Annotated in this window: 15 protein-coding genes; 13 read left to right on the top strand and 2 right to left on the bottom strand. The window is 38.5% G+C overall.

Features of this window, described 5'->3' with window-relative positions:
* Positions 1-7 precede the first annotated feature (7 nt).
* From EZ444_RS01885 to EZ444_RS01840, 10 genes are all read left to right on the top strand, one after another.
* Positions 8-1,789, top strand: a complete 1,782-nt coding sequence (locus EZ444_RS01885) for an FG-GAP-like repeat-containing protein (protein WP_131606670.1) — start codon at positions 8-10, stop codon at positions 1,787-1,789.
* A 371-nt stretch (positions 1,790-2,160) separates the two neighbouring features.
* On the top strand, positions 2,161-2,580 hold the full coding sequence (locus EZ444_RS01880; RefSeq protein ID WP_131606668.1) for a type IV pilin protein: 420 nt from the start codon (positions 2,161-2,163) through the stop codon (positions 2,578-2,580).
* Between the two features lie 307 nt (positions 2,581-2,887).
* The gene (locus EZ444_RS01875; RefSeq protein WP_225874599.1) at positions 2,888-3,610 is read left to right on the top strand and encodes a type II secretion system F family protein; all 723 of its coding nucleotides are present in this window, start codon (positions 2,888-2,890) and stop codon (positions 3,608-3,610) included.
* A 19-nt stretch (positions 3,611-3,629) separates the two neighbouring features.
* Complete coding sequence (locus EZ444_RS01870) at positions 3,630-4,367, top strand: LytR/AlgR family response regulator transcription factor (protein ID WP_131606666.1); 738 nt, start codon at positions 3,630-3,632, stop codon at positions 4,365-4,367.
* Positions 4,368-4,476: 109 nt separating this feature from the next.
* A complete protein-coding gene (locus tag EZ444_RS01865; protein WP_131606664.1) occupies positions 4,477-8,133 on the top strand; it encodes a hypothetical protein in 3,657 nt (1,218 codons plus the stop codon).
* Positions 8,134-8,136: 3 nt separating this feature from the next.
* Positions 8,137-8,511 (top strand): hypothetical protein, encoded by a 375-nt coding sequence (locus tag EZ444_RS01860; protein WP_131606662.1) that lies wholly within the window; start codon positions 8,137-8,139, stop codon positions 8,509-8,511.
* A gap of 33 nt (positions 8,512-8,544) precedes the next feature.
* The gene (locus tag EZ444_RS01855) at positions 8,545-13,872 is read left to right on the top strand and encodes a DUF6443 domain-containing protein (protein WP_131606660.1); all 5,328 of its coding nucleotides are present in this window, start codon (positions 8,545-8,547) and stop codon (positions 13,870-13,872) included.
* Positions 13,869-14,309 (top strand): tetratricopeptide repeat protein, encoded by a 441-nt coding sequence (locus EZ444_RS01850; protein WP_131606658.1) that lies wholly within the window; start codon positions 13,869-13,871, stop codon positions 14,307-14,309. The genes EZ444_RS01855 and EZ444_RS01850 overlap by 4 nt, the downstream gene beginning before the upstream one ends.
* 80 nt (positions 14,310-14,389) lie before the next feature.
* Positions 14,390-14,962: a hypothetical protein gene (locus EZ444_RS01845; RefSeq protein ID WP_131606656.1), complete on the top strand. Its 573-nt coding sequence runs from the start codon at positions 14,390-14,392 to the stop codon at positions 14,960-14,962.
* Positions 14,963-15,140: 178 nt separating this feature from the next.
* Positions 15,141-15,581 (top strand): tetratricopeptide repeat protein, encoded by a 441-nt coding sequence (locus EZ444_RS01840; RefSeq protein ID WP_131606654.1) that lies wholly within the window; start codon positions 15,141-15,143, stop codon positions 15,579-15,581.
* Between the two features lie 253 nt (positions 15,582-15,834).
* On the opposite strand, the gene EZ444_RS01835 is transcribed toward EZ444_RS01840, so the two are convergent.
* On the bottom strand, positions 15,835-16,836 hold the full coding sequence (locus EZ444_RS01835; protein ID WP_131606652.1) for a helix-turn-helix domain-containing protein: 1,002 nt from the start codon (positions 16,834-16,836) through the stop codon (positions 15,835-15,837).
* Between the two features lie 18 nt (positions 16,837-16,854).
* On the bottom strand, positions 16,855-17,055 hold the full coding sequence (locus EZ444_RS01830; protein ID WP_131606650.1) for a hypothetical protein: 201 nt from the start codon (positions 17,053-17,055) through the stop codon (positions 16,855-16,857).
* A gap of 643 nt (positions 17,056-17,698) precedes the next feature.
* Here EZ444_RS01830 and EZ444_RS01825 point away from each other — a divergent pair.
* The 3 genes from EZ444_RS01825 to EZ444_RS01815 are packed head-to-tail and all read left to right on the top strand — an operon-like array spanning position 17,699 to position 20,122.
* A complete protein-coding gene (locus EZ444_RS01825) occupies positions 17,699-18,343 on the top strand; it encodes a DUF6266 family protein (protein ID WP_131606648.1) in 645 nt (214 codons plus the stop codon).
* Positions 18,340-19,494, top strand: coding sequence for a hypothetical protein (locus tag EZ444_RS01820; RefSeq protein WP_131606646.1), 1,155 nt, complete (start codon positions 18,340-18,342; stop codon positions 19,492-19,494). Before EZ444_RS01825 ends, EZ444_RS01820 begins: the two co-directional genes overlap by 4 nt.
* Positions 19,478-20,122, top strand: a complete 645-nt coding sequence (locus EZ444_RS01815; protein ID WP_131606644.1) for a hypothetical protein — start codon at positions 19,478-19,480, stop codon at positions 20,120-20,122. The genes EZ444_RS01820 and EZ444_RS01815 overlap by 17 nt, the downstream gene beginning before the upstream one ends.
* Positions 20,123-20,292: the final 170 nt, after the last annotated feature.

Here is a 20,292-nt window from a genome sequence, read left to right as displayed (position 1 = left end):
AAATATCATGATATCAGCAAAAAATAATTTTTCAGTGCTATTGATTGCACTATTACTGGTTTCCGGTTGCAGTCCTAAAGTAGCAGGCAACGGAAACACAACAGATGAAGACATTTCAGGAGAGTTTAGCATTGCCGTGCTCCCCGATACTCAATATTATACCTCTGAAAAGAATGGCGGTAAAAAGGAAATGTTTACGGCGCAAACCCAGTGGATTGTAAATAATGCCGTTAAGGAGAATATAGCCTATGTCATCCACCTTGGTGATATATCCGATGATGGTGAGAAGTTCCCTGAGCAATGGGTCAATGCAGCCGAATCGATGTATGTATTGGAAAAACCACAATCGGGGTATCCACAGGGGATACCTTACGGTATGGCGGTAGGTAACCATGACCAGACCAAGAGCCAGTATCCGCTGAGCGGCAAGACAGATCAGTATAATAAGTATTTTGGCATTGAGCACTTTAAGAATAAAAAATGGTATGGTGGACACTATCGTGATGATAATGACAGCCACTACGACCTTTTTATTGCAGGGGGTATAAAATTTATCAGCATTTTCCTTGAATATGATTCTTATGATGAAGACATTGAGGGAATGAACAAATGGGCTAGCCAGTTGTTGGAAAAATATAGCGATAGAAAGGCAATCTTAGTGAGCCACTCGATGATCCATTTCAATAAGACCGTTGGTACCAATGAGAAGGGCTTTCCAGCCTTTTCCAAGCAGGGAAAAAGGATATTTGACGGGCTTAAGCGCTTTCCCAACGTATTTCTTACCCTTTCAGGTCATGTGGGCGACAATGGTGAAGGTTATCGTCAGGACGGTTATGCAGGTAATGTCGTTAAATCTCTTTTGTCTGATTACCAGAGTAGGCCGAATGGAGGTCACGGGCTGATGCGCCTAATGAAGTTTTCAAAATCCAGGGATCTGATCAGTGTACGTACTTTTTCTCCGTTTACCGGAGAAGAAGAAAAGGATGCTGACAGTCAGTTTACATTACCCTTATTCCATCACACTAACGTGGCAAGGTACCTGGATTATAATAACGATCAGACTACTGAGTTGATGTCGTTCTCGGCGGGGAATTGGAAGATCGCTAATCATGCAGACATAGCGTTTGGAAAGGCAGGAGATATAGCCGTTCCCGCAGACTATAATGGAGATGGAAAGGTCGAGCTTGCTGTATTCCGGCCCTCAGAAGGTAAATTTTATACTCAGGATGGAAAAACAGTAATCCTGGGCCGCAATGGTGATATACCTGTATGTGGAGACTATAACGGAGACGGTTTTGCTGATTTTGCAGTTTACCGGCCCGCTAATCTGACCTGGTATTTTGATGGCATGGATAGCATCAGATTTGGCCATAAAATGGGCATACCGGTTCCGGCGGATTATGATGGTGACGGAATTTTGGATGTTGGATTTTTCCGCAGAGACAACTCTTTATGGCAGACTAGCCTTGGAAATATTCCATTACAGGTTCAGCATGTTGCCGGAGACATACCAGTTCCTGCTGATTATAATGGTGATGGTAAAGCCGAAATGGCAGTATTCAGGCCTTCTACAGGAGAATGGATCATTGATAAAATTAAGCAGCCAGTTAAGTTTGGTCAGGCTGGAGATATACCGGTGCCAGGGAATTATTATAACGATGGAAAGGCTTATCCGGCTGTTTACCGTAACAATAAGCTGATCCTGCAAAATAAAGAGGTCGATTTTAAGACGGGGAATAAGGAGACACTGATCAACCTCCCTTATGCCATACGTAAATTTTTCTTTTAAAATTCTGGCTTAAATTGAAATTGTATTATGGAGCCTGTCTTTCTGGACAGGGTTCCATAATACCATCATTGTTTGTTCCTAATTGTACATGAAATCCCCCCAGGAATCTCCTGATATTTTTCCTTTTGAGGCTAGACTAAAATTTCATTAAGCTCATTAATTGGCCTAATAATATTTTCGGTTTTTATACGCAGTTATTGACGGAGTTCTTTTGTTAAAAAGATGTTAATATAAAATTATGAATAAGTTATGAATGGGTTAATCAGGATGGAGTCCTTGTTTTTTTAAGAACACATACCTAATATTGCGAGAGATATGAAATGTATAATCTAATAGTAGATTTATTCATTTTATCAAAATTATCGTTACTCATGATTAAACAGCTCCTCAAACAAAAGGTTAGAGCATATACGCTTACAGAAATACTAGTGGTATTGGTTATTATTGGTATTCTGGTTTTACTGGCGCTCCCTAATTTATTGCCCTTAATTACCAAGGCTAAAAGTACTGAAGCTAAAGTTCAATTGGAACATTTATCAACCCTGCAGCAAAGTTTCTTTTACGAAAAATCTAAATACAGTTCTGATCTGACCGAGCTTGGTTTTATCCAGGAAAAGTTGACTACTGGTGGAAAAGACGGCAGAGCCAATTACAAGATCGAAATTGTCAATGCCACAAACAGTGCTTTTCTTGCTCGGGCGACAGCCGTTACTGATTTCGACGGTGACGGGACTTTTAATGTCTGGGAAATCGATCAGGCAAAAAATCTGAAAGAAGTAGTAGCAGATTAATGATCTTATTACAAGTTGTAATGCTACTGTGTCTGGCTTTTATTTGCTATCAGGACTTGGTTTACCGGGCGGTGTACTGGGTGTGTTTTCCTGTATTAGCGGTAGTGATGTTTATGTTGAAATATAATCTTTCAGGATTACAAGAGACATTTATAAATGCAGCATATGGCTTGGTCTTTCTACTGGTTCTTTGGGGATATTTTTCAATTAAAAATAAGAGAACAATAAATCTGACTAACGATTATATCAATCACCTCATCCTTTCAGTTACCTGCAGCGATACTTTCCGCTATCAATCGAGAAATAATTGCCTTCATCCGTTGCAGTTACTTACCCGGCTATTGTGTTGCTGTCGTCTTTAGGTGCCGTGTTTTTTATGATCAAGTTTGTGGTGCCCATGTTCGCCGATGTGTTTTTACGCTTCGGAGGTAAATTACCTTGGATTACAGCTTTGATTATCAGTTTTTCGGGTTGGTTTGATCTGTATTTTATATTTCTGCTGCTATTTGTAGTGGTGCTGGTGGTCATTTATTTATTTCAACGCAAAGCCGATTGGTTTAGGAGCTTTTCTTCGCATTTGCTGTTAAAGGTGCCGGTTGTCGGTGATCTGGTGAAGAAGATTTACTTTGCACGTTTTGCCAATACCATGCGTTTGTTGGTGAGTACAGATACACCTTTGCTGCGATCTATTGCCTTGGTACGGCAGATGATAGATTACTATCCGATCGAAACTTCCTTATTGAAGGTAGAACAGGATATTTTGCAAGGGGAATCTTTGCATAAAAGTCTGTCTGCTTTTCCTTTTTATCCTGCCAAAATGATCCAGTTGATTAAGGTTGGCGAAGAGGTGAACCGGATGGATTATTTCTTTGAAAAAATAGCCGCACAGTACACGGAAGAAGTGGAGTATAGGACCAATACGATCAGTAGTTTATTGGAGCCGCTGATCATCATTTTTTTGGGATTAGTGGTAGGGGTGATCCTGATAGCCATGTATCTGCCAATGTTCAAAATGAGTAATAGTTTTTAAAAATATAAAATAACGCTTTATGAATACACTATCCTGTTTTATTATTGACGATGAGTCTTCTGCTGTTGTCTTGTCAAGTTTTATTCGTGAAACGACAAAATTGAATCTTTTTGGAGTAGTTTCTGATGTTGGTAGCGCTATGAATTCGCTACTTTCATTAAGTGCAAATGATATACTTTTCTTCAATATAGACCTTGCAAAAGATTATGGTCATATACATGATTATGTCTTACTGAATCAGACCTTGGTGATTGTAACATCGAGGGTGAAGGATAATGCTTTCCAGGCTTTTGAGGATGGATTTTTTGATTACCTGTTGAAACCTTTCAGCTGGGAACGGTTTCTGAAAACAATTAATAGGGTAATTCAGGTACGTAAGTCTGCAGGTGTTAGAAACAGCTTGTATGTTCAATCCGGGAACAAGGGAAATATTATTAAAATTCTTTTTGATGAGATAAAATATATTGAGGCAAATCAAAACTTTGTGATGATTAATACAATCCTGGGAGAACACATCACCTATCAGACCATGAAAGTGATTGAGCAAAAACTATCATTTCATTTTATAAGGGTACATAAATCATACATTGTAAATGAGTGTAAAATTCACTCTGTGAAAAATGATTGTGTATACCTATACGATAAAACAATAATCAAGATTGGGCCTAAATATAGAGACAAGTTTTTAAGTAAATTAATGATTGGCGCCGGCTTTCTTATCTGTTTATTTTTACGTCAATCGAATATTGGCTTTTGACATCCGAATCCTTCCTTTCATGTAATAAATTCTTCTCGGGTTAGATAACAGCCTAGTTTAGGAGGATAGCTGTGTAAAACATGTGTATATGGACCCCTTACATTTTAATATGATAAGAAATAATTTTTGTAAAATATTAATAAGTTGTTTTTGTTTACTACTGCTTCTTAGTTGTTTAGTTGGACCTGCTAGTGCACAATTACCAGTTGAAGATGGAGATTATTTGGGGCAGATTTCAAGAATTGCAATTCCTGGAGTTCCATCTCCAACAGCCGCTTCTTTAGGACAATATGCAAATAATGTTGTATCTAGTTTTACCGGTATTCCTAATATAAATATCCCACTTTATGAAGCGAGTGCAGGTAACCTTAAGTTACCTATTTCCCTTTCTTATAATGCTTCAGGTATAAAAGTAGCTGATATTGCGAGCTGGGTGGGACTAGGCTGGAGTTTGAATTGTGGTGGTGTTATTACAAGAAATGTTCGGGATCTTCCTGATGATAAATTTAATTTTGGCATGGGTTGGTTGAGCTATAATTATCTTATAAGACCAGATGGGTTAATCGCTGGGAGTCAAATGCATGGTTACTCTCCATTCGCAGGTAATTATAACTCAACAGGACTTCATATGATGCGAACGCCCTATAATGTTATTGATACAGAACCTGATATCTTCTATTTTAACTTTAATGGACATGTTGGTAAATTTTTCTTCAGTCAGGGTAGCAATCTGGTTGACCATACTGGACAAATTGCTCCAGAAGCACATTCGATAAATCTGATACCTTATCAGGATCTGAAATTTAGTTATACTTTATCAGAAGAGAGCACTACTATTAATCCCAGACGCATCAAATCTTTTACTGTTATCGATGAAAGCGGTAACACGTATTATTTTGATAAAACTGAAAAAACAATTGCTAGGTCAACTGGCGATAGTTATTATGCTCCTGTTACTGCTCCTGATAGTTATACTACCGAGGGTTTTTATAGCAGTAGTGAATATAATAGCTCTTGGTATCTGACTAAAATTAAGACTATCCAAAATCGTGAAATTATGTTTAATTATGAGGCTGAGTCTTACACCCAGCTTTTGCCTGATAGTTATTCTGTAAGAAGTTTTAAAACCAATACGCCATATGTATCATATATAGATTGTTCTAAACCTTATGATAGGCCAAATGCATCAATAGCTTTCCATAACGAAAACCAAGTAAATGCACTTCGCTTGTCAAGTATTGAGGGACCGGATTTTAAAATCCAATTTGAAGCATTAAAGAATCGAGAGGATTTGATAGGTTCATCAGCGCTTACCTCAATAACAGTTTACGCAAAGTCTGAAACAGGGGGGCTTTCATTTGTGAAAGGAATTGATTTTAATCATAGTTATTTGCAGAGCCCAATTGATCCGGATTTACACAGCTACTATGCACAGTATGGAAATCCTAATAAAAGGCTTAAGCTGGATAAGATTATTGAAAAGGATGTAGAAGGTAATGTTTTGAGTCCTTATAAGCTTTATTATAATGATACATATGCTTTACCAAACCGATTCTCTCCTCATCAGGATTTTTGGGGTTATTTTAATAACAATACTTGTAACACGTTAACACCAACTGTTTATATTTATCCCGCGGAGTATGGGGATGCTAGGTTCTCTATGTTTCGAAAAACAGATTATGCTGGAACAGATGAATATATAATTTACGGAGCTGACCGAACGACAAATACTGCGGCGGCATTGTCTGGTACTTTAAATAAAATAATCTTTCCGAATGGTGGCTACGAAGAATTTACATTAGGTTCAAACACTTTCGCTTTTGAAGACAGAAATATATTGGGCGGAGGTTTAAGACTAGAAAAAAGTATCCGACATGATGGAATATCGTCACAAAATGATATTGTCAGAGAATACTCGTATGTTAAAACAGTCACTCCTGAGAAATCCAGTGGTATATTGTTCAACCTTCCCGTATTTACTTATACGGAAAACTTTCTGCCCTATTGGAACCAGTTTGATCCTTATGATATGTGGCCGGCGCTTGGGGGGGAATTTGATCCAAGGGAAAATTTCGCTTATTATGTATATAATTTGGTGATAACTAGTGCTCCTAATTTTACTTTGAGTGGATATGATGGAATAAATATAGGGTATTCTGAAATTAAAGAAAGAATAGTTGGTAATGGTTCAACAATAAGGCGATATAGTACCCCTGGAAGGGCTTTGGCACTTAACGACGTGAACGGTGGTGATTGTAATCCTGAGGAAGATGGATATTGTGACGGACTTTTTTATGCTGCACCTGTAAAATATTATTATATTTCACATCCATGTCCACCTGGTAGTCCAACCTCTCTTAAAGATACTATTGATGTTACTGGATTACAGTTTACTTCAAACGGATATCCTTTTGCTCCAAAATTAAACTATGAATGGAATCGTGGACTTTTACTGTCAGAAAAAGTTTTCAACGAACAAAATGTTCAGGTTAAAGAGACCATTAATGAATATGAGCTATATACTCCTAATAAGCAACCTCCATTATATATATGGGGTTTAAGAAAGGCTAGAATGACAAATTATCGCCCTCACGTTGGCTGTCTACCATCGAAAAAATTGATAAAGTTTGATGTCGTCGCAGAATACCCTGTCATTACCAATATTGCAAAGGTAATCAATAAGAGTACTGTTAAACTTTATAATGCTGCTGGTGTAGAGCCTTTTACTACTGTTAAAAGATATAAGTATAACGGTAACCAAATCCGGGAGTCGGAGATTAGTATTGCCGCTGGAGGTAATGAAAGAATAAATAAAAAGTATTTCTATCCAATGGACTACAAACTAGATCCCAATAATACTTCAGGGATGAATAGTATTACACTAGGAATTTTAAACTTGCAAACAAAACATGTGATTAGCCCGGTGATTCAATCTTATATGGAAATGCAGGACGGAATTGGGACAACTATTAAGGTGACGGGTGGAGAATTTGTAGCCTATGGTTCGAGCGCTACAGTTCCAGAACAAATTTACCAGATCGAAACCGACGTACCTGTTGCAGGTGTAGGGGAGATAGATGTTAATAGTAATAATGTGTCTTTTTCAAGTCTTTATAAATCAGTTGGTTCTTTTAAATACGATGAGTTTGGGAATATGGGTCATTACAATAAAGAAAAAACCAATGGAAATGTTTACCTGTGGGGATACCAGCATCAAAATATAACTGCAAAAGTTAGTAATGCAAAGCCGGATCTTGTGGCCTATTCTTCATTTGAAACAAGTGACAAGGGGAATTGGAATTATAGCGGCAATAATTTGTATGGTAGTAATGCTATAACGGGGAAGGCCTTTTACAGTTTAGTTAATGGAGGTATATATAAAAGTGGTTTGACTGCCTCAGAGACATACATAGTTAGCTATTGGAGTAGACATGGCGAACAAATTGTTACGGGCAGTACAAGCGTAATTACAGGTAGGAGCTATAATGGGTGGACATATTATGAACATTTTGTTCAGGCTCCGGTTAGTGCTACAATTTCAGTACTAGGTAGTGGGACAATTGATGAATTGCGGTTGTACCCTAAAGATTCCCAGATGACCACTTATTGTTATGCTCCACTCATAGGACTAATAAGTTCAGCAGATGAAAAAGGAAGTATTACTTATTATGAATATGATGCTTTCCAGCGGTTGAAGTGTATTAAAGACCAAAATGGAAACATTATTAAAAGTTACGATTACCATTATAAACCACAAATCAATTAAGTGATGAGAACTAGACTCTACTTTACATTTCTTATACTAATAGGGGTAACCTTTAATAATTACGGACAAGAGCAAAAACGTCCAAAACAAGATGCTTCAATAGTGGCACAGAGACAAAAACAGGAGCAAAATTACTATCGAAAGAGTCTTGGTGTGGATTCGGTAAAGGCCACACAGATCGCTCAAGTGCAAAGTAGCTATAAAGCTGCGCTAAGTATCATTGTAGTCGATACAAGTCTAAATGAAGCGGCGAAACGGACGAAGATTGGTGCGTTGATGGATGTAAAGAATCGGAAGCTTCGAGGGTTGCTCAACCCTGCACAGCAGGAGAAGATAATCCCAACTACAGAGCGAATGCCTGCCAAACCAATAAAATAATCTTAATCACTACTTGCTCTTAACGCCGCATATATGAAAGCTTCGCACCTCTCGATGTTCAGGACCTCAAGCAGGTACTGGTTGTTCCTGTTTTTTATATTGTTAAACTTTAGCTGGAAGAATGCCCAGGCTCAAAGTGGTACCTATATGGACGATGCATTCTCCATTCCGATAAATGGCTGCGGTTACAGTAGTTTTACGGATTTTCAGAACAATAGTTATGGCTTCGGTAATAATTATGGCCAGCCAAGTGCAGATGTGTGGTATACTTTTACACTAAGTAACACTGTTGATGTCAGCATTTCTCTTTGTGGGAGTAATTTTGATACTTACTTGCATTTGCTGGATGGTAATGGGAATTTGGTGGTTTATAACGATGACAATGGGCCATTCTGTAGCGGAGCGGCCTCCTCTATTTCTGAGAGCCTAACTGCGGGTACTTATTATATTGTAGTGGAGGGGTATAGCAGCAACAGCGGAGATTTTAATTTGGACTTTGTGGTTAATGGGAGTGGGACGCCTTCTGTTGGTTCAGATTTATACAATCCAGTCTATGCTGGTAGTTTTAGCGGAGCTGGAAGTTATACGGACACCCGTAATAATGCGGATGGTTGCCTGGGAAATAATATCGGACAAGCCAGTAATGATATTTACTATCAGTTTACGCTAGGGGCTGAATCAGAAGTGACGCTTTCACATTGCGGGAGTGGGTTTGATACTTATATGCATTTATTGGATGCTTCGGGAAATCTGATTACTTATAATGATGATAATTCTGGCCTGGCTTGTCCTGGTCGCGAGTCTTTTATTCAGATGACGCTTCCTGCTGGTACTTATTATGTAGTTTCGGAAGGATATAGTACAAATGTGGGCAATATTATCACTAACATTAATGTGGCGCTAAGTTCTTCGGGGTCGGCGCCAGTTATTGCTTATGATAATCCCCCGCCTTTTACGGTAGGAACTGCTATTAGCCCAGTAAGTCCCAGCAATACTGGGGGGGCGGTTTCATCGGCTGGTCAAAGTACGACAACGCTTGCCGGCAGTGGCTTTGCAGGTTCAACAAATGGAACTGGCACTGGAGCGAGTTTTAATAATCCGCTGAATGCAGCGGTTGATGCAGCTGGGAATGTGTATGTTGCCGATGCGGGTAATCACAGTATCCGTAAGATTACTCCCTCGGGAGTGGTGACGACTTTTGCCGGCAGTGGTTCTGCAGGTTCTGCGGATGGTGTTGGTACTTCGGCATCCTTTCAACATCCTTCTTATATCGCAATAGATGCTTCTGGTAATTTGTTTGTCTCGGATCAGCATAACAATAGGATTAGGAAGATTAGCCCATCGGGTATGGTGAGTACCTTTGCCGGGAGCGGTGCTGCTGGATCGGCCAATGGAACAGGAATGGCTGCGAGTTTCCAATCACCAATAGGCCTGGCTTTTGATGGCTCGGGGAACCTTTATGTAGCAGATTACAGTAATCACAAAATAAGAAGGATTACTCCTTCCGGAGTCGTGAGTGATTTTGCTGGTTCGGGGAGTCTTGGGGCAGCAAATGGAGCAGCAGGGATAGCTAGTTTTAACCGACCTATGGGCTTGGCCTTTGATGCAGCAGGTAATTTATATGTAGCTGATCGGGACAATGCTATGATCAGGAAGATTACGCCGGCTGGGGTAGTGAGTACGCTTGCCGGTAGCTTACCAAGAGGCTATGTGGATGGACCAGGTAATATTGCGAAATTTAATCCCAGTAATGATTTGGTGCTGGATGGGAATGGGAATATCTATGTTGCCGATCAGTCAAATAATATGGTTCGTAAAGTCACTCCAACAGGTGAGGTTAGTGTATTGGCGGGCACGACTGCAGCTGGTTCTGTGAATGGTACTGGATCGGTGGTACGTTTTAACTCTCCTTTTGGTATTGCCAGCGGTAGTGATGGAGCCATTTATGTAGTTGAAAGTGCACCTAATTTGATTCGTAAGATCGTATTGTCGAAAGCTTATACGATCAGTCCCACTTTACCAGCAGGTTTGGTGTTTAACGATACAGACGGAACAATCAGCGGTACCCCCACAGTTATGGCACCACTAACGACTTATACCATTACAGCATATAATAGTGCAGGAAGTCATAGTACAACATTGAGTTTTGCAGTTAATGCGGCTTTGGCTTGTGTGGAGGCTAGTCAGGATCAGAATTACATCACTACTTATGCGCCCCGGGAAGCTGGGCTAACAACAGCGGCCGCGGTAACAGCTGCGGGCTGTGATCCTGAGTTAGTACAAACCGAGATTCAGTACTTTGATGGTCTAGGTAGATCATTACAGACGGTACAGGTGAAGGGCAGCCCGAACAAGAAGGATATTGTAGTTCCTATCGAGTATGATGCTTTCGAGCGAGAGCACAAAAAATACCTACCTTATGTCAGCACTGGCAATACTGGGGCATATAAGCCTGATGGATTAACAAAAGTATTTGATTACTATAATGCTCCACAGTCTGGGCATGCGGGAGTATTTAGTACACCATTTTCAGAAACGCGGTTTGAGGCTTCTCCCTTAAACAGAGTATTGGAACAGGGATCGCCAGGCTCGGCATGGCAGATCGAGGCCAACAATACTGGACATACCTTGAAAACAGATTATGGAACAAATCTGGCTAATGACGTAAAATTATGGACGGTTACTGCTTCTGGGGCAACTGCGGGTTACTATGCCGCTGGTGCCTTGTATAAAACTATAATAAAAGATGAGAACTGGAGAGCCGGGGATGGTAAAGCTGGTACCACAGAAGAATACAAAGATTTTAAAGATAAGGTGGTTTTTAAAAGGATCTGGGAAACAGATACCAAAGGACTGTCTACTTATTATGTTTATGATGATTTCGGTAATTTACGTTATGTACTGCCACCTGCGATAAATGAAAATACAGACCGATTGGTCGGCGCGATTAACAGTTTCAGCGAAAGTAATGGAGAGTTTAAAAACTTTATGTATGGTTACCATTATGACAGTAGAAAAAGGTTAGTGGAAAAAAAGGTTCCCGGTAAGGATTGGGAATTTATGGTATACAATCCGCTTGATCAGGTTATACTTACCCAAGACTGGAAGCAAAGGAGCGAGGGAAAATGGTTGTTAACCAAGTATGATGCTTTGGGCAGGGTGATTTTTACGGGCTTGTACAATGATGGAAGTAGCAGGCAGGCTATTCAGGATGCGGTGAACAATCTGACGGTAGTTAATCCTGATTACCACTGGTGGGAGGAAAAATCCGGATCGGGTGTGGGTTATACGAATAATGTGTTTCCGCAAATCATCAGCTATTACCACAGCCTCAATTATTATGATGATTATGATTTCCCTGGTAATGTGTTCGGGCAGCCAGATACTGGCTTAGGTCAGATGCAGTCTCCCTGTACCAAAGGGCTATTGACGGGGAGTAACGTAACAGTGCTAGGTACGGGTAGTATGTTGCTGACGGTGAATTATTATGATGCTGAGGGCAGGGTAGTTCAGAGCAAAGGCCAGCATTACAAAAACAATACGGCTGATGTATACAACTATGATGAAATAAGTAATATATATAGTTTTACAGGGGAACTGAAGGAGAGTACCCGTCGGCATTTTAATGGCGGTGTTGAAGGGGTGTATGTGTACAATAAATATGTATATGATCATATGGGGCGTAAGCTGAGTACGGAACAGAAGACGGCTAATAATTTGTTGGCTGCAACGGATCTGCCGCTGGTTAAATTATCGGGTAACACTTACAATGAAATCGGGCAGTTGTTAATTAAGGGACAGCACAGTACGGGGGGAGGCTCTTTCCTGCAAAATACAGAGTACACTTATAACGAAAGGGGCTGGTTAAAGACGAGCAGCAGCGGTTTATTCAGCATGGAGCTGAAATATCAGGATACAGGCAACCCGTTATACAATCAATATAATGGTAACATTGCTCAACAGATATATAACAATGGTTTGGGTAATGTTTTCACTTATACCTATGATAAGCTGAACCGTTTATCTAGATCAAATGGTGGTAATGGTCTGGGTGAAAGTATCAGCTATGATGTGATGGGCAATATCAAGACTTTAAGCAGGGATGATTATGGCACTAATGATTATCACATTAGTCAGTATCTAGGTAACCAGTTGAAACAGATCAGTGGTTTTACCAACGGTGCTTATACTTATAATGAGAACGGGAACCTCGAAGTTGATGGGCCAAATGGGAATACGATCAGCTATAACTACCTGAATTTACCCATGCAGGTAACTGGAAACGAGAATGTAACTTATTTGTACGATGCTGGAGGGAGAAAGTTAAGGAAACAAAGTACCTCAACAGGTACAACGGAGTATGTTGATGGGATTCATTATAAGTCCAACGGTGCGATAGATTTTGTTCAGATTGAAGAGGGGATTGCCAGGAACAATGGTGGGGGTTACAGTTATGAATATAACCAGATGGATCATCTGGGGAATGTTCGTTTAAGTTTCTATAAGAATCCATCAACGGAATTGTTGGAGGTATTACAGCGTGATGATTATTACGCTTTCGGACAGCGGAAAGCTGTTGGAATTACAGGGACAAATAAATATCTTTACAATGGCAAGGAGTTGCAGGAAGAACTGGGACAGTTCGATTACGGCGCAAGATTCTATGACCCGGTGATAGGGAGATGGAATGTAGAGGATCCGTTGGCATCAGATTATGAGAGCCAATCTCCTTATAATTATGCTCAAAATAATCCAATATATTATATTGATCCTGATGGTAGAGAGACTGAGGGGTTTTTTAACGATTATATTTTTGATACAGATGGTAAACTGAAGACTGTTGTTCTTAATGACGATCCCGATAGATTCTTTCAGATGGATAGTAAGGGCAACAATAATGAAATTAAACCTGACCAGTTGACTTTGGGAATGTCAGTACAATATCTGAAATTTAATTCGGGTTTAAATTCGGATAAGGGCATCCCACTTAGGGAAGTGGAAATTAACGGTAAGCCCATTAAAAATCTCTCCGCACTTCCATTAGCTAGCTCAGGCGTTCCTAAGGAAATGGGACTAGAAATGAGTTTTCCAATTGAAAGTCTGATACCGCAATTAAAACTTATAATTACTTTTATTAATGTTGTAGATTTGATGTCGAAATCCAATTTGCAAATAAAAGGGGAGCGTAACCAAGCGGGAAGTGCTGGGGGAACTAATAATCCTTTTAAGAAATTAAAACCTGATCCAAATAAACCAGGGAATGTTTTGGAAAAGAAATCAGATGGAAGAACAATATCCAAAAGGGAACCGGACGGATTCAAAGAATGGTGGAATGCTAAACATCCTGATAAAAAAATATGAAAGGAGAAAGAATATATTCGAGAGCAATGTTGATAGATTCTAAACTATATGGAGAGTCAAATTTAACAGTGCAAGGCAAAAGAGATTTATATAATCAATTTTTTAAATTGATTAAAAAAGCTGCTTACCTAGGGCATAAAGATGCTATGTATGAATATGCACAGCAATTTGAAGACATAAGTTTTTTAGGTGTAGAAAATCCATGGTTCAATCCAAAGAAGAGGAATTTTTGGTATCATAAAGCTATTGAAGCTGGTCATCCTGAGGCTTATAACAATCTTGCCTATATTTATGAAATTGGAGAAGGTGTAGAAAAAAATAATAATAAGGCTTTGGAGTTTTATAAAAAATCTGCAGAACTAGGATCGGTTCTTGGTAAAAAAAACTATAAGATTATGCTTAAAGATATGAGTAAGGGTGGTCGTTATAATAAATAATCAAAAGATGATTTGCTATGAACTGGCATAATAAAAATCTTATAAAATAGGGAGGCAATAGCATTAATTTAGATGTAAACTTGTTTTGGGATTGGTTTTCAAAACACTGTAAAGACCTTGGTGAAAACTTTGATAATGAAAAGTTATTAACTGAAATTGACGATAGGTTAACGGACTTAGGTGGTTTTGCCTGGGAGATTGGACCAGGGACTAAAGCGGATAATCAATTAGTTATATCTCCTGGAGGGGATCTCAGTTTACTGCCAGTAACAAAGGGAATTGTTTCTTATGCGAAAATTATTCCTGGGTGGGAATTTCATTATGCAAAGCCGCCAAAAGAATGGGACTTGATATTTGATTTTGAGAAAGATAATGGTGATTTGATTGAAATTGACGCATCAAATTGGCAATACGTGTTATTGAAGTATGAAGATGGAAAGTTTGAAATAATAATTCAGGTGCATGACTTAGATGGTTTAAGTGAAAATGATAAGCTTGTTGCATCAGGAATACTTTTAGATGGGATTTTAGGAGAGGAAGTTAGAATGCTTCGCATTAGTTATATAGATGTAGTAAGAAAAATTGATAACCAGTATGCAAGTAAAAGTACTGATATAAAATATCTTGATAACCATTTAAAGACATTGCTATAAACAATATCATTTATTCCTTATCCAATTAATACTTTTTTTAGATAAAACTTATAGCTGCTCATGATTAAACGGCTCTCTGCTTGTTTTTGGAATTGAGCTCAGATGGAAAAACATCATCTAAACTGGCACCGCCCGGATTCAAAGAATGGTGGAATGCTAAACATCCTGATAAAAAAATATGAAAGGACAAAGAATATATTCGAAAGCTATGCTGATAAAATCTAAATTCTATGAAGAGTCAAATTTAACAGCGAAAGACAAAAGAGATTTATATGATCAATATTTTAAATTGATTAAAAAAGCAGCCTATCTAGGGTATAAAGAAGCTATGTATGAATATGCACAGCAATTTGAAAACATGAGTTTCTTAGGTGTAGAAAATCCATGGTTCAATCCAAAGAAGATGAATTTTTGGTATCATAAAGCTATTGAAGCTGGTCATCCTGAAGCTTATAACAATCTTGCCATTATCTATGAAATGGGACAAGGTGTAGAAAAAAACTACGATAAGGCTTTGGAATTTTATAAAAAATCTGCGGAACTAGGATCGGTTCTTGGTAAGAAAAATTATAAGATTATGCTTAAAGATATGGCTAAAGGTGGTCGTCATAATAAATAGCATATTTTAAGTATTCTTCAACCTCATTCCGAAACCGTCACTAATTACACGGTCCCGACTAGCGCCGTCCAGGAGAGGTTAATTTTATGATTGCTCGTTCTGATGGTTTAACGTTAAGAAATACAGATTTTATTAACCCTCATTAACCCAAATTTCAACACATTTTTTTTGATTTAAAATGGACAATCATTCCAAAATGCTAAACTAATTTATAGTCTTATTGGAATGATTGTCCATGTAATAGCTGTAAAATCTACTCACAAATACGATCAACCTTGCTCGGAGTGATTTTATGATATTTCTTAAATACCCTGCTAAAATGGAATGGATCATGGTAGCCAACCTCTGTAGCGATCTCTTTAATCAGTTTACTAGTCGTTGTAAGCCTTACCATCGCTTTAGTCATTTTAAGTTTTAGGATATATTCATTCGGTGACATTTGAAATTCTTTTTTGATCAGACGTATAAAACTGCTCCTTGACATATTGAATTTATTGGCCAGCTTAACTAAATCATCTACCACTTTATCCGCATAATTTTGATGAATAAATCTGGTGATTTGGGCTATTTTTTGCTTGTTTATGCTATTGGTATCATATTGTTTCGCAATTAAGCTGTTCTGATATTTGCTCAGGATATTTTCAATAATAAGACTGATTTCTACGTCAGTTTTTAAGCTTTTGGTGGTTTTAACCGTTTGTTCTTTTGTGAGTTGCTTTTTTATTAGAGTGAAAATACTTTTGGCAATCGTACAGTGGGGTAGTGTAAGGTATGAGACTGTTGGTGATTGATAGACATCTGCTAAAGGTTTAAATTGCGGTACCTCATTAAGTTTGCGAATGTAATAATCATCTCTAAAAGTTAAGAGTATCATTTTGTGGTCGCCGGCCGAAAATTGCCAATTGTATTTACCCACTCTTAGATAGCTTAAAGCACAACTATTTCCCATAGTTTCTGAGACAGGATTACCCAGATGATCTGAAAGAACAGACTGACCATCATGCATGACAAACATAAAGAAAGATGATTTATGGATCAGTGTATCAAAACTGAAGTCTTTAAAAAGGCTAAATTCAAATAGCTCTAAATGAACCAGGTAATTGCTTAATGATTGTACAAATATCCTGTTTTCGGATAACGAAAATAGGCTTGTAATTGCCCCTCTTAAAGGGATTGTAGTAAAATAAGGTAGCGGATAAGTGTTGATAGTTTTGAACAGCGCGGAAATAAATTGGAGCGTGATAAGGGATTGCATAATGAATATAGGGATAGGTTAATTGTAAAGTTTATTCAAAGCATTGAGTACATCGAGTTCGTCAATGCCTTTGTATTCACTGAATTCTTTTACCGTAATAAACTGGCGTTTTTTCTTGTTGACTTCTTTACGGATGGATTTAAAAATCCGTTGCGCTTGCCGCTCACCTACTTTTAGTAAGCTTGCTGCTTCTTTGGGATAAATGCATAATCGTTGCATGCTATGGTTTGTTAAAACCGCAACAGGTTAAGTGGCGCTTAGCGTACAGATCAACAAACCCATACGGAACCCAACTGGCAGTTGGTTAATGACTAATTTATTGCTTAAAAATAATAAATATTCTATTGTTATGCAAATAATTATGTAATAGATAGAGATTAAGCAATCGTTTGCATGCTTCATTTATCATAATTAGATGGTTTTGTTGATTAATTATATAAGTACTTAATGAGAAGTAGGATAAGATTGTATAACGAAACGACCTGTTGCGACCAAGAACGACAGCTTGCGGCATAAAACGACATTTTGCGACATCTTGAATTTTTTGGTGACATATATTGCTTCGAAATATTATAAACCACTAAAAACCAGATGTATGAAAAGGGAACGTTGTGTAAAGTTCAGCTCCGGGAACTCTCCACCTAAAATTCAATTTGGGTCTATGATAAATAGGTACATCATAGGTACATCACAGGTACATGAGAGGTACCTCATAGGTGTAACCACCTACCAAGTAGGGCTAATGTACCTTTCATGTACCTAAGAGGTACGTTCTTGCATTAGGTCGAAATACCGATGCTGATTTTAACTAATAGTAAAATACTGTTTGATGGTTTAAGAATTATAAAACAAAAGCAATAGGATGGCAAGATTACCAAAAGGAATTTTAGGACCAATTATAGGGTTAGTTGGACCGGTAGTAGGTGTAGTCTGGAACGGAGTTCCATACGTACGCTCGAAACCAAAAAAGAAAAAAAAGAAAAAGGGAAAAAAATCACTCCGTCAGCTCGCTAATGAAGGGAAATTTAAATTTGGGAACGATTGGATGATTCCATTTCATCCTTACATTATTGCTGGCTTTCAAAATTTGCCGATTGATAAACCGGCAATAAGTATTGCTTTTGCTATAAATTATAGTCAGGCTATTATTGGAGATTACCCAGATTTCGGAATTGACTTTTCTAAAGTAGTACTTAGCATTGGGGATTTACCGGGTCTGGAGGAACCTGTAATGGAACTCGTAGCTCCCGATAGGATGGAGCTACGCTGGGAGTATATTAATCGCCGATTGACTTCATTTGATGACCAGATTATGTTGGTTCTGTATAATAAGGAGCTGGCAATGACAGATGGTTTTATTGGGGGCATTAAACGGACAACCAAAAAATGCAGTTTTCAGTTTAATGAGGAGTTGATTGGGAAATCCATGGAAGTATATGTTTCAGTGATCTCTCTCAATAGGAAAAAAATAGCAAACAGTGTATATCTAGGGAGGATCGAACCATGAGAAGGCCACCTGATATGACGCTTCAAAAACTGGTGCTGGAGCGTATGTCTCCACGGACTGCTGCCATGAGTAACGAAGAAATTGAGCAATGGATAGCGGCCCTACCCGAAATTAATGACGAAATCATTCATTTTACAAGGCAAACAGTTTTTGGCTCTTTGCCTGATAGGTTGGTGATCAGACATTTAAATCAGTTTTGTATGGAATGTACCTTAATGCTGAATGCTTTGTATGACTATTCAGATCGCAGGAGAGAGATGGAACAATTGTATGAAATGGTTTTGAACTGTGTGTTGGTTGTTTTTGAATCTCATCGTCAAAACTACCGTAAATACCTGGATCTGAATGTATCAATGCCGATCATTTTATACCATGCTGCAGCACGAAAAATAGAAGATGGGATAGTGTTAATGGTGACTGCGATGACGAGATACCATGCCCATAAAACACTGCAAGCAGTCGTAATCAGTAAAATGAGCAATCTATTGAAAAATGGAAGCGGCACCTGGCATCAGGTCAGTTATCTCGAAAAATTGCAGCAATACATTATGAAACTTTGTACTGGGGGCTACGAAAATATTAACGTTCCCTTGAGGCACTTATTGGTAGCTGCAAACTTCAATACCCCTGGTTTTATTGCTTATTGTAAAAGCTGTATGGAGGAAGAGATGGGAGAGAATTATGAAATCAGAGACCAGTATGATTGTTTGTACCGGCACCAACGAGAGTTGACTATCCTGTTTGATTATCCTGAATTTTTGAAGTTTGAGTCAAAACAACTTAAGGTGAAAGAGGTGTTGCTGCAATACGTGAATTCGGAATTGAGCATAATGGATAGAAAATATCGGATGGTCAATGAAAATAAAGTCGTTGATCCTGTAGCACTGAGGAGCAAAGTGTCGGTTTCGATTTCTGTAGATGCCCTCGCTTATTTTTTCAGATTGCTGATGATGGCAGAGATTACAACCTGCTCTAAAAACGAATTAATACTTTTCATCTCCAGAAATTTTTGTACGCCAGGCACCGGAGAAAGAGATTTGTCCCTAAAGAGTATTGAGAATAAGTACAGGCAGGTGGTCAAGAATACTTCAATTACGGTGAAGTCCATTTTATCAAAAATGTTAAAACAACTCAATGAAGAATTCAAATAGTATAGCATACAGCGGAGCGATGATAAAAAAGATGGGATACATAGCGATTTGCGGCGTAATTATGGGGATTATTGTTTCAGGAAAGCGTATCGCACTTTCGGGAGAATTGAAGAGCCTTAAAATGCTGATTGACCCTATCCATGTTGATTTGGTAGAGGATTTGGATTTGTTACGTATCCTTGATGAGCCTCATGTAAAATTTGCTTCGGAGCTTGCCGATTATATTCAGTTTGAAGTGCTGAACCCTTATGGACTAGTGAATTCGTTAGATGATGATGTAGTCTTGGAAGATGAATGGGCCACGGAAAAGGGTTGGGAGCTACATTGGCGGTTTATGTTTTATCTCCTCCGTCCAAAAGTTCGTGATCGTTATGTTAATTTCAATAGAATTTTACTGACTTCGCAGCGGGTGATTTATGAGCTATTGAAGCTGATGGTAACTGGGGAAACCAGGATGTCTGATCCTACTTATCGAACCAACTACAGTCCTGGAAGGTTAAAGGCATTGATGATTGGGAATGAGGACCCCAATGTAGTGATGATGGCCGAATTGATCAATCATATAAAAGATTATGAAGTCAAAAGTCGGGCGATAACAGAAATTCCCAAGAAAAGAACGCGCCGCTGACATAGGTTTAAAAGCCATTTTTGCCAAATTTAGAGGGGGGAGTTCCCAACTCCCCCCAACTGGACAAGCGATGTCTTTTGTAGTTTATTTGTGCTGTTGTTTGTGAAAGGTGATACTGCAGGATTGCTGATAACGGACAACATAACTAATAGATTTTTAAACCTTAATTT

This window comes from Pedobacter hiemivivus, assembly GCF_004331685.1.
Taxonomy (GTDB): domain Bacteria; phylum Bacteroidota; class Bacteroidia; order Sphingobacteriales; family Sphingobacteriaceae; genus Pedobacter; species Pedobacter hiemivivus.
This window is presented reverse-complemented; position numbering and strand designations above follow the sequence as displayed.

Excerpts from the sequence above, each read along its gene's own strand:
- EZ444_RS01885 (WP_131606670.1), top strand. The coding sequence starts at position 8 with ATGATATCAGCAAAAAATAATTTTTCAGTGCTATTGATTGCACTATTA.
- EZ444_RS01880 (WP_131606668.1), top strand. The coding sequence starts at position 2,161 with ATGATTAAACAGCTCCTCAAACAAAAGGTTAGAGCATATACGCTTACA.
- EZ444_RS01870 (WP_131606666.1), top strand. The coding sequence starts at position 3,630 with ATGAATACACTATCCTGTTTTATTATTGACGATGAGTCTTCTGCTGTT.
- EZ444_RS01865 (WP_131606664.1), top strand. The coding sequence starts at position 4,477 with ATGATAAGAAATAATTTTTGTAAAATATTAATAAGTTGTTTTTGTTTA.
- EZ444_RS01860 (WP_131606662.1), top strand. The coding sequence starts at position 8,137 with ATGAGAACTAGACTCTACTTTACATTTCTTATACTAATAGGGGTAACC.
- EZ444_RS01855 (WP_131606660.1), top strand. The coding sequence starts at position 8,545 with ATGAAAGCTTCGCACCTCTCGATGTTCAGGACCTCAAGCAGGTACTGG.
- EZ444_RS01850 (WP_131606658.1), top strand. The coding sequence starts at position 13,869 with ATGAAAGGAGAAAGAATATATTCGAGAGCAATGTTGATAGATTCTAAA.
- EZ444_RS01840 (WP_131606654.1), top strand. The coding sequence starts at position 15,141 with ATGAAAGGACAAAGAATATATTCGAAAGCTATGCTGATAAAATCTAAA.
- EZ444_RS01835 (WP_131606652.1), bottom strand. The coding sequence starts at position 16,836 with ATGCAATCCCTTATCACGCTCCAATTTATTTCCGCGCTGTTCAAAACT.
- EZ444_RS01830 (WP_131606650.1), bottom strand. The coding sequence starts at position 17,055 with ATGCAACGATTATGCATTTATCCCAAAGAAGCAGCAAGCTTACTAAAA.
- EZ444_RS01825 (WP_131606648.1), top strand. The coding sequence starts at position 17,699 with ATGGCAAGATTACCAAAAGGAATTTTAGGACCAATTATAGGGTTAGTT.
- EZ444_RS01820 (WP_131606646.1), top strand. The coding sequence starts at position 18,340 with ATGAGAAGGCCACCTGATATGACGCTTCAAAAACTGGTGCTGGAGCGT.
- EZ444_RS01815 (WP_131606644.1), top strand. The coding sequence starts at position 19,478 with ATGAAGAATTCAAATAGTATAGCATACAGCGGAGCGATGATAAAAAAG.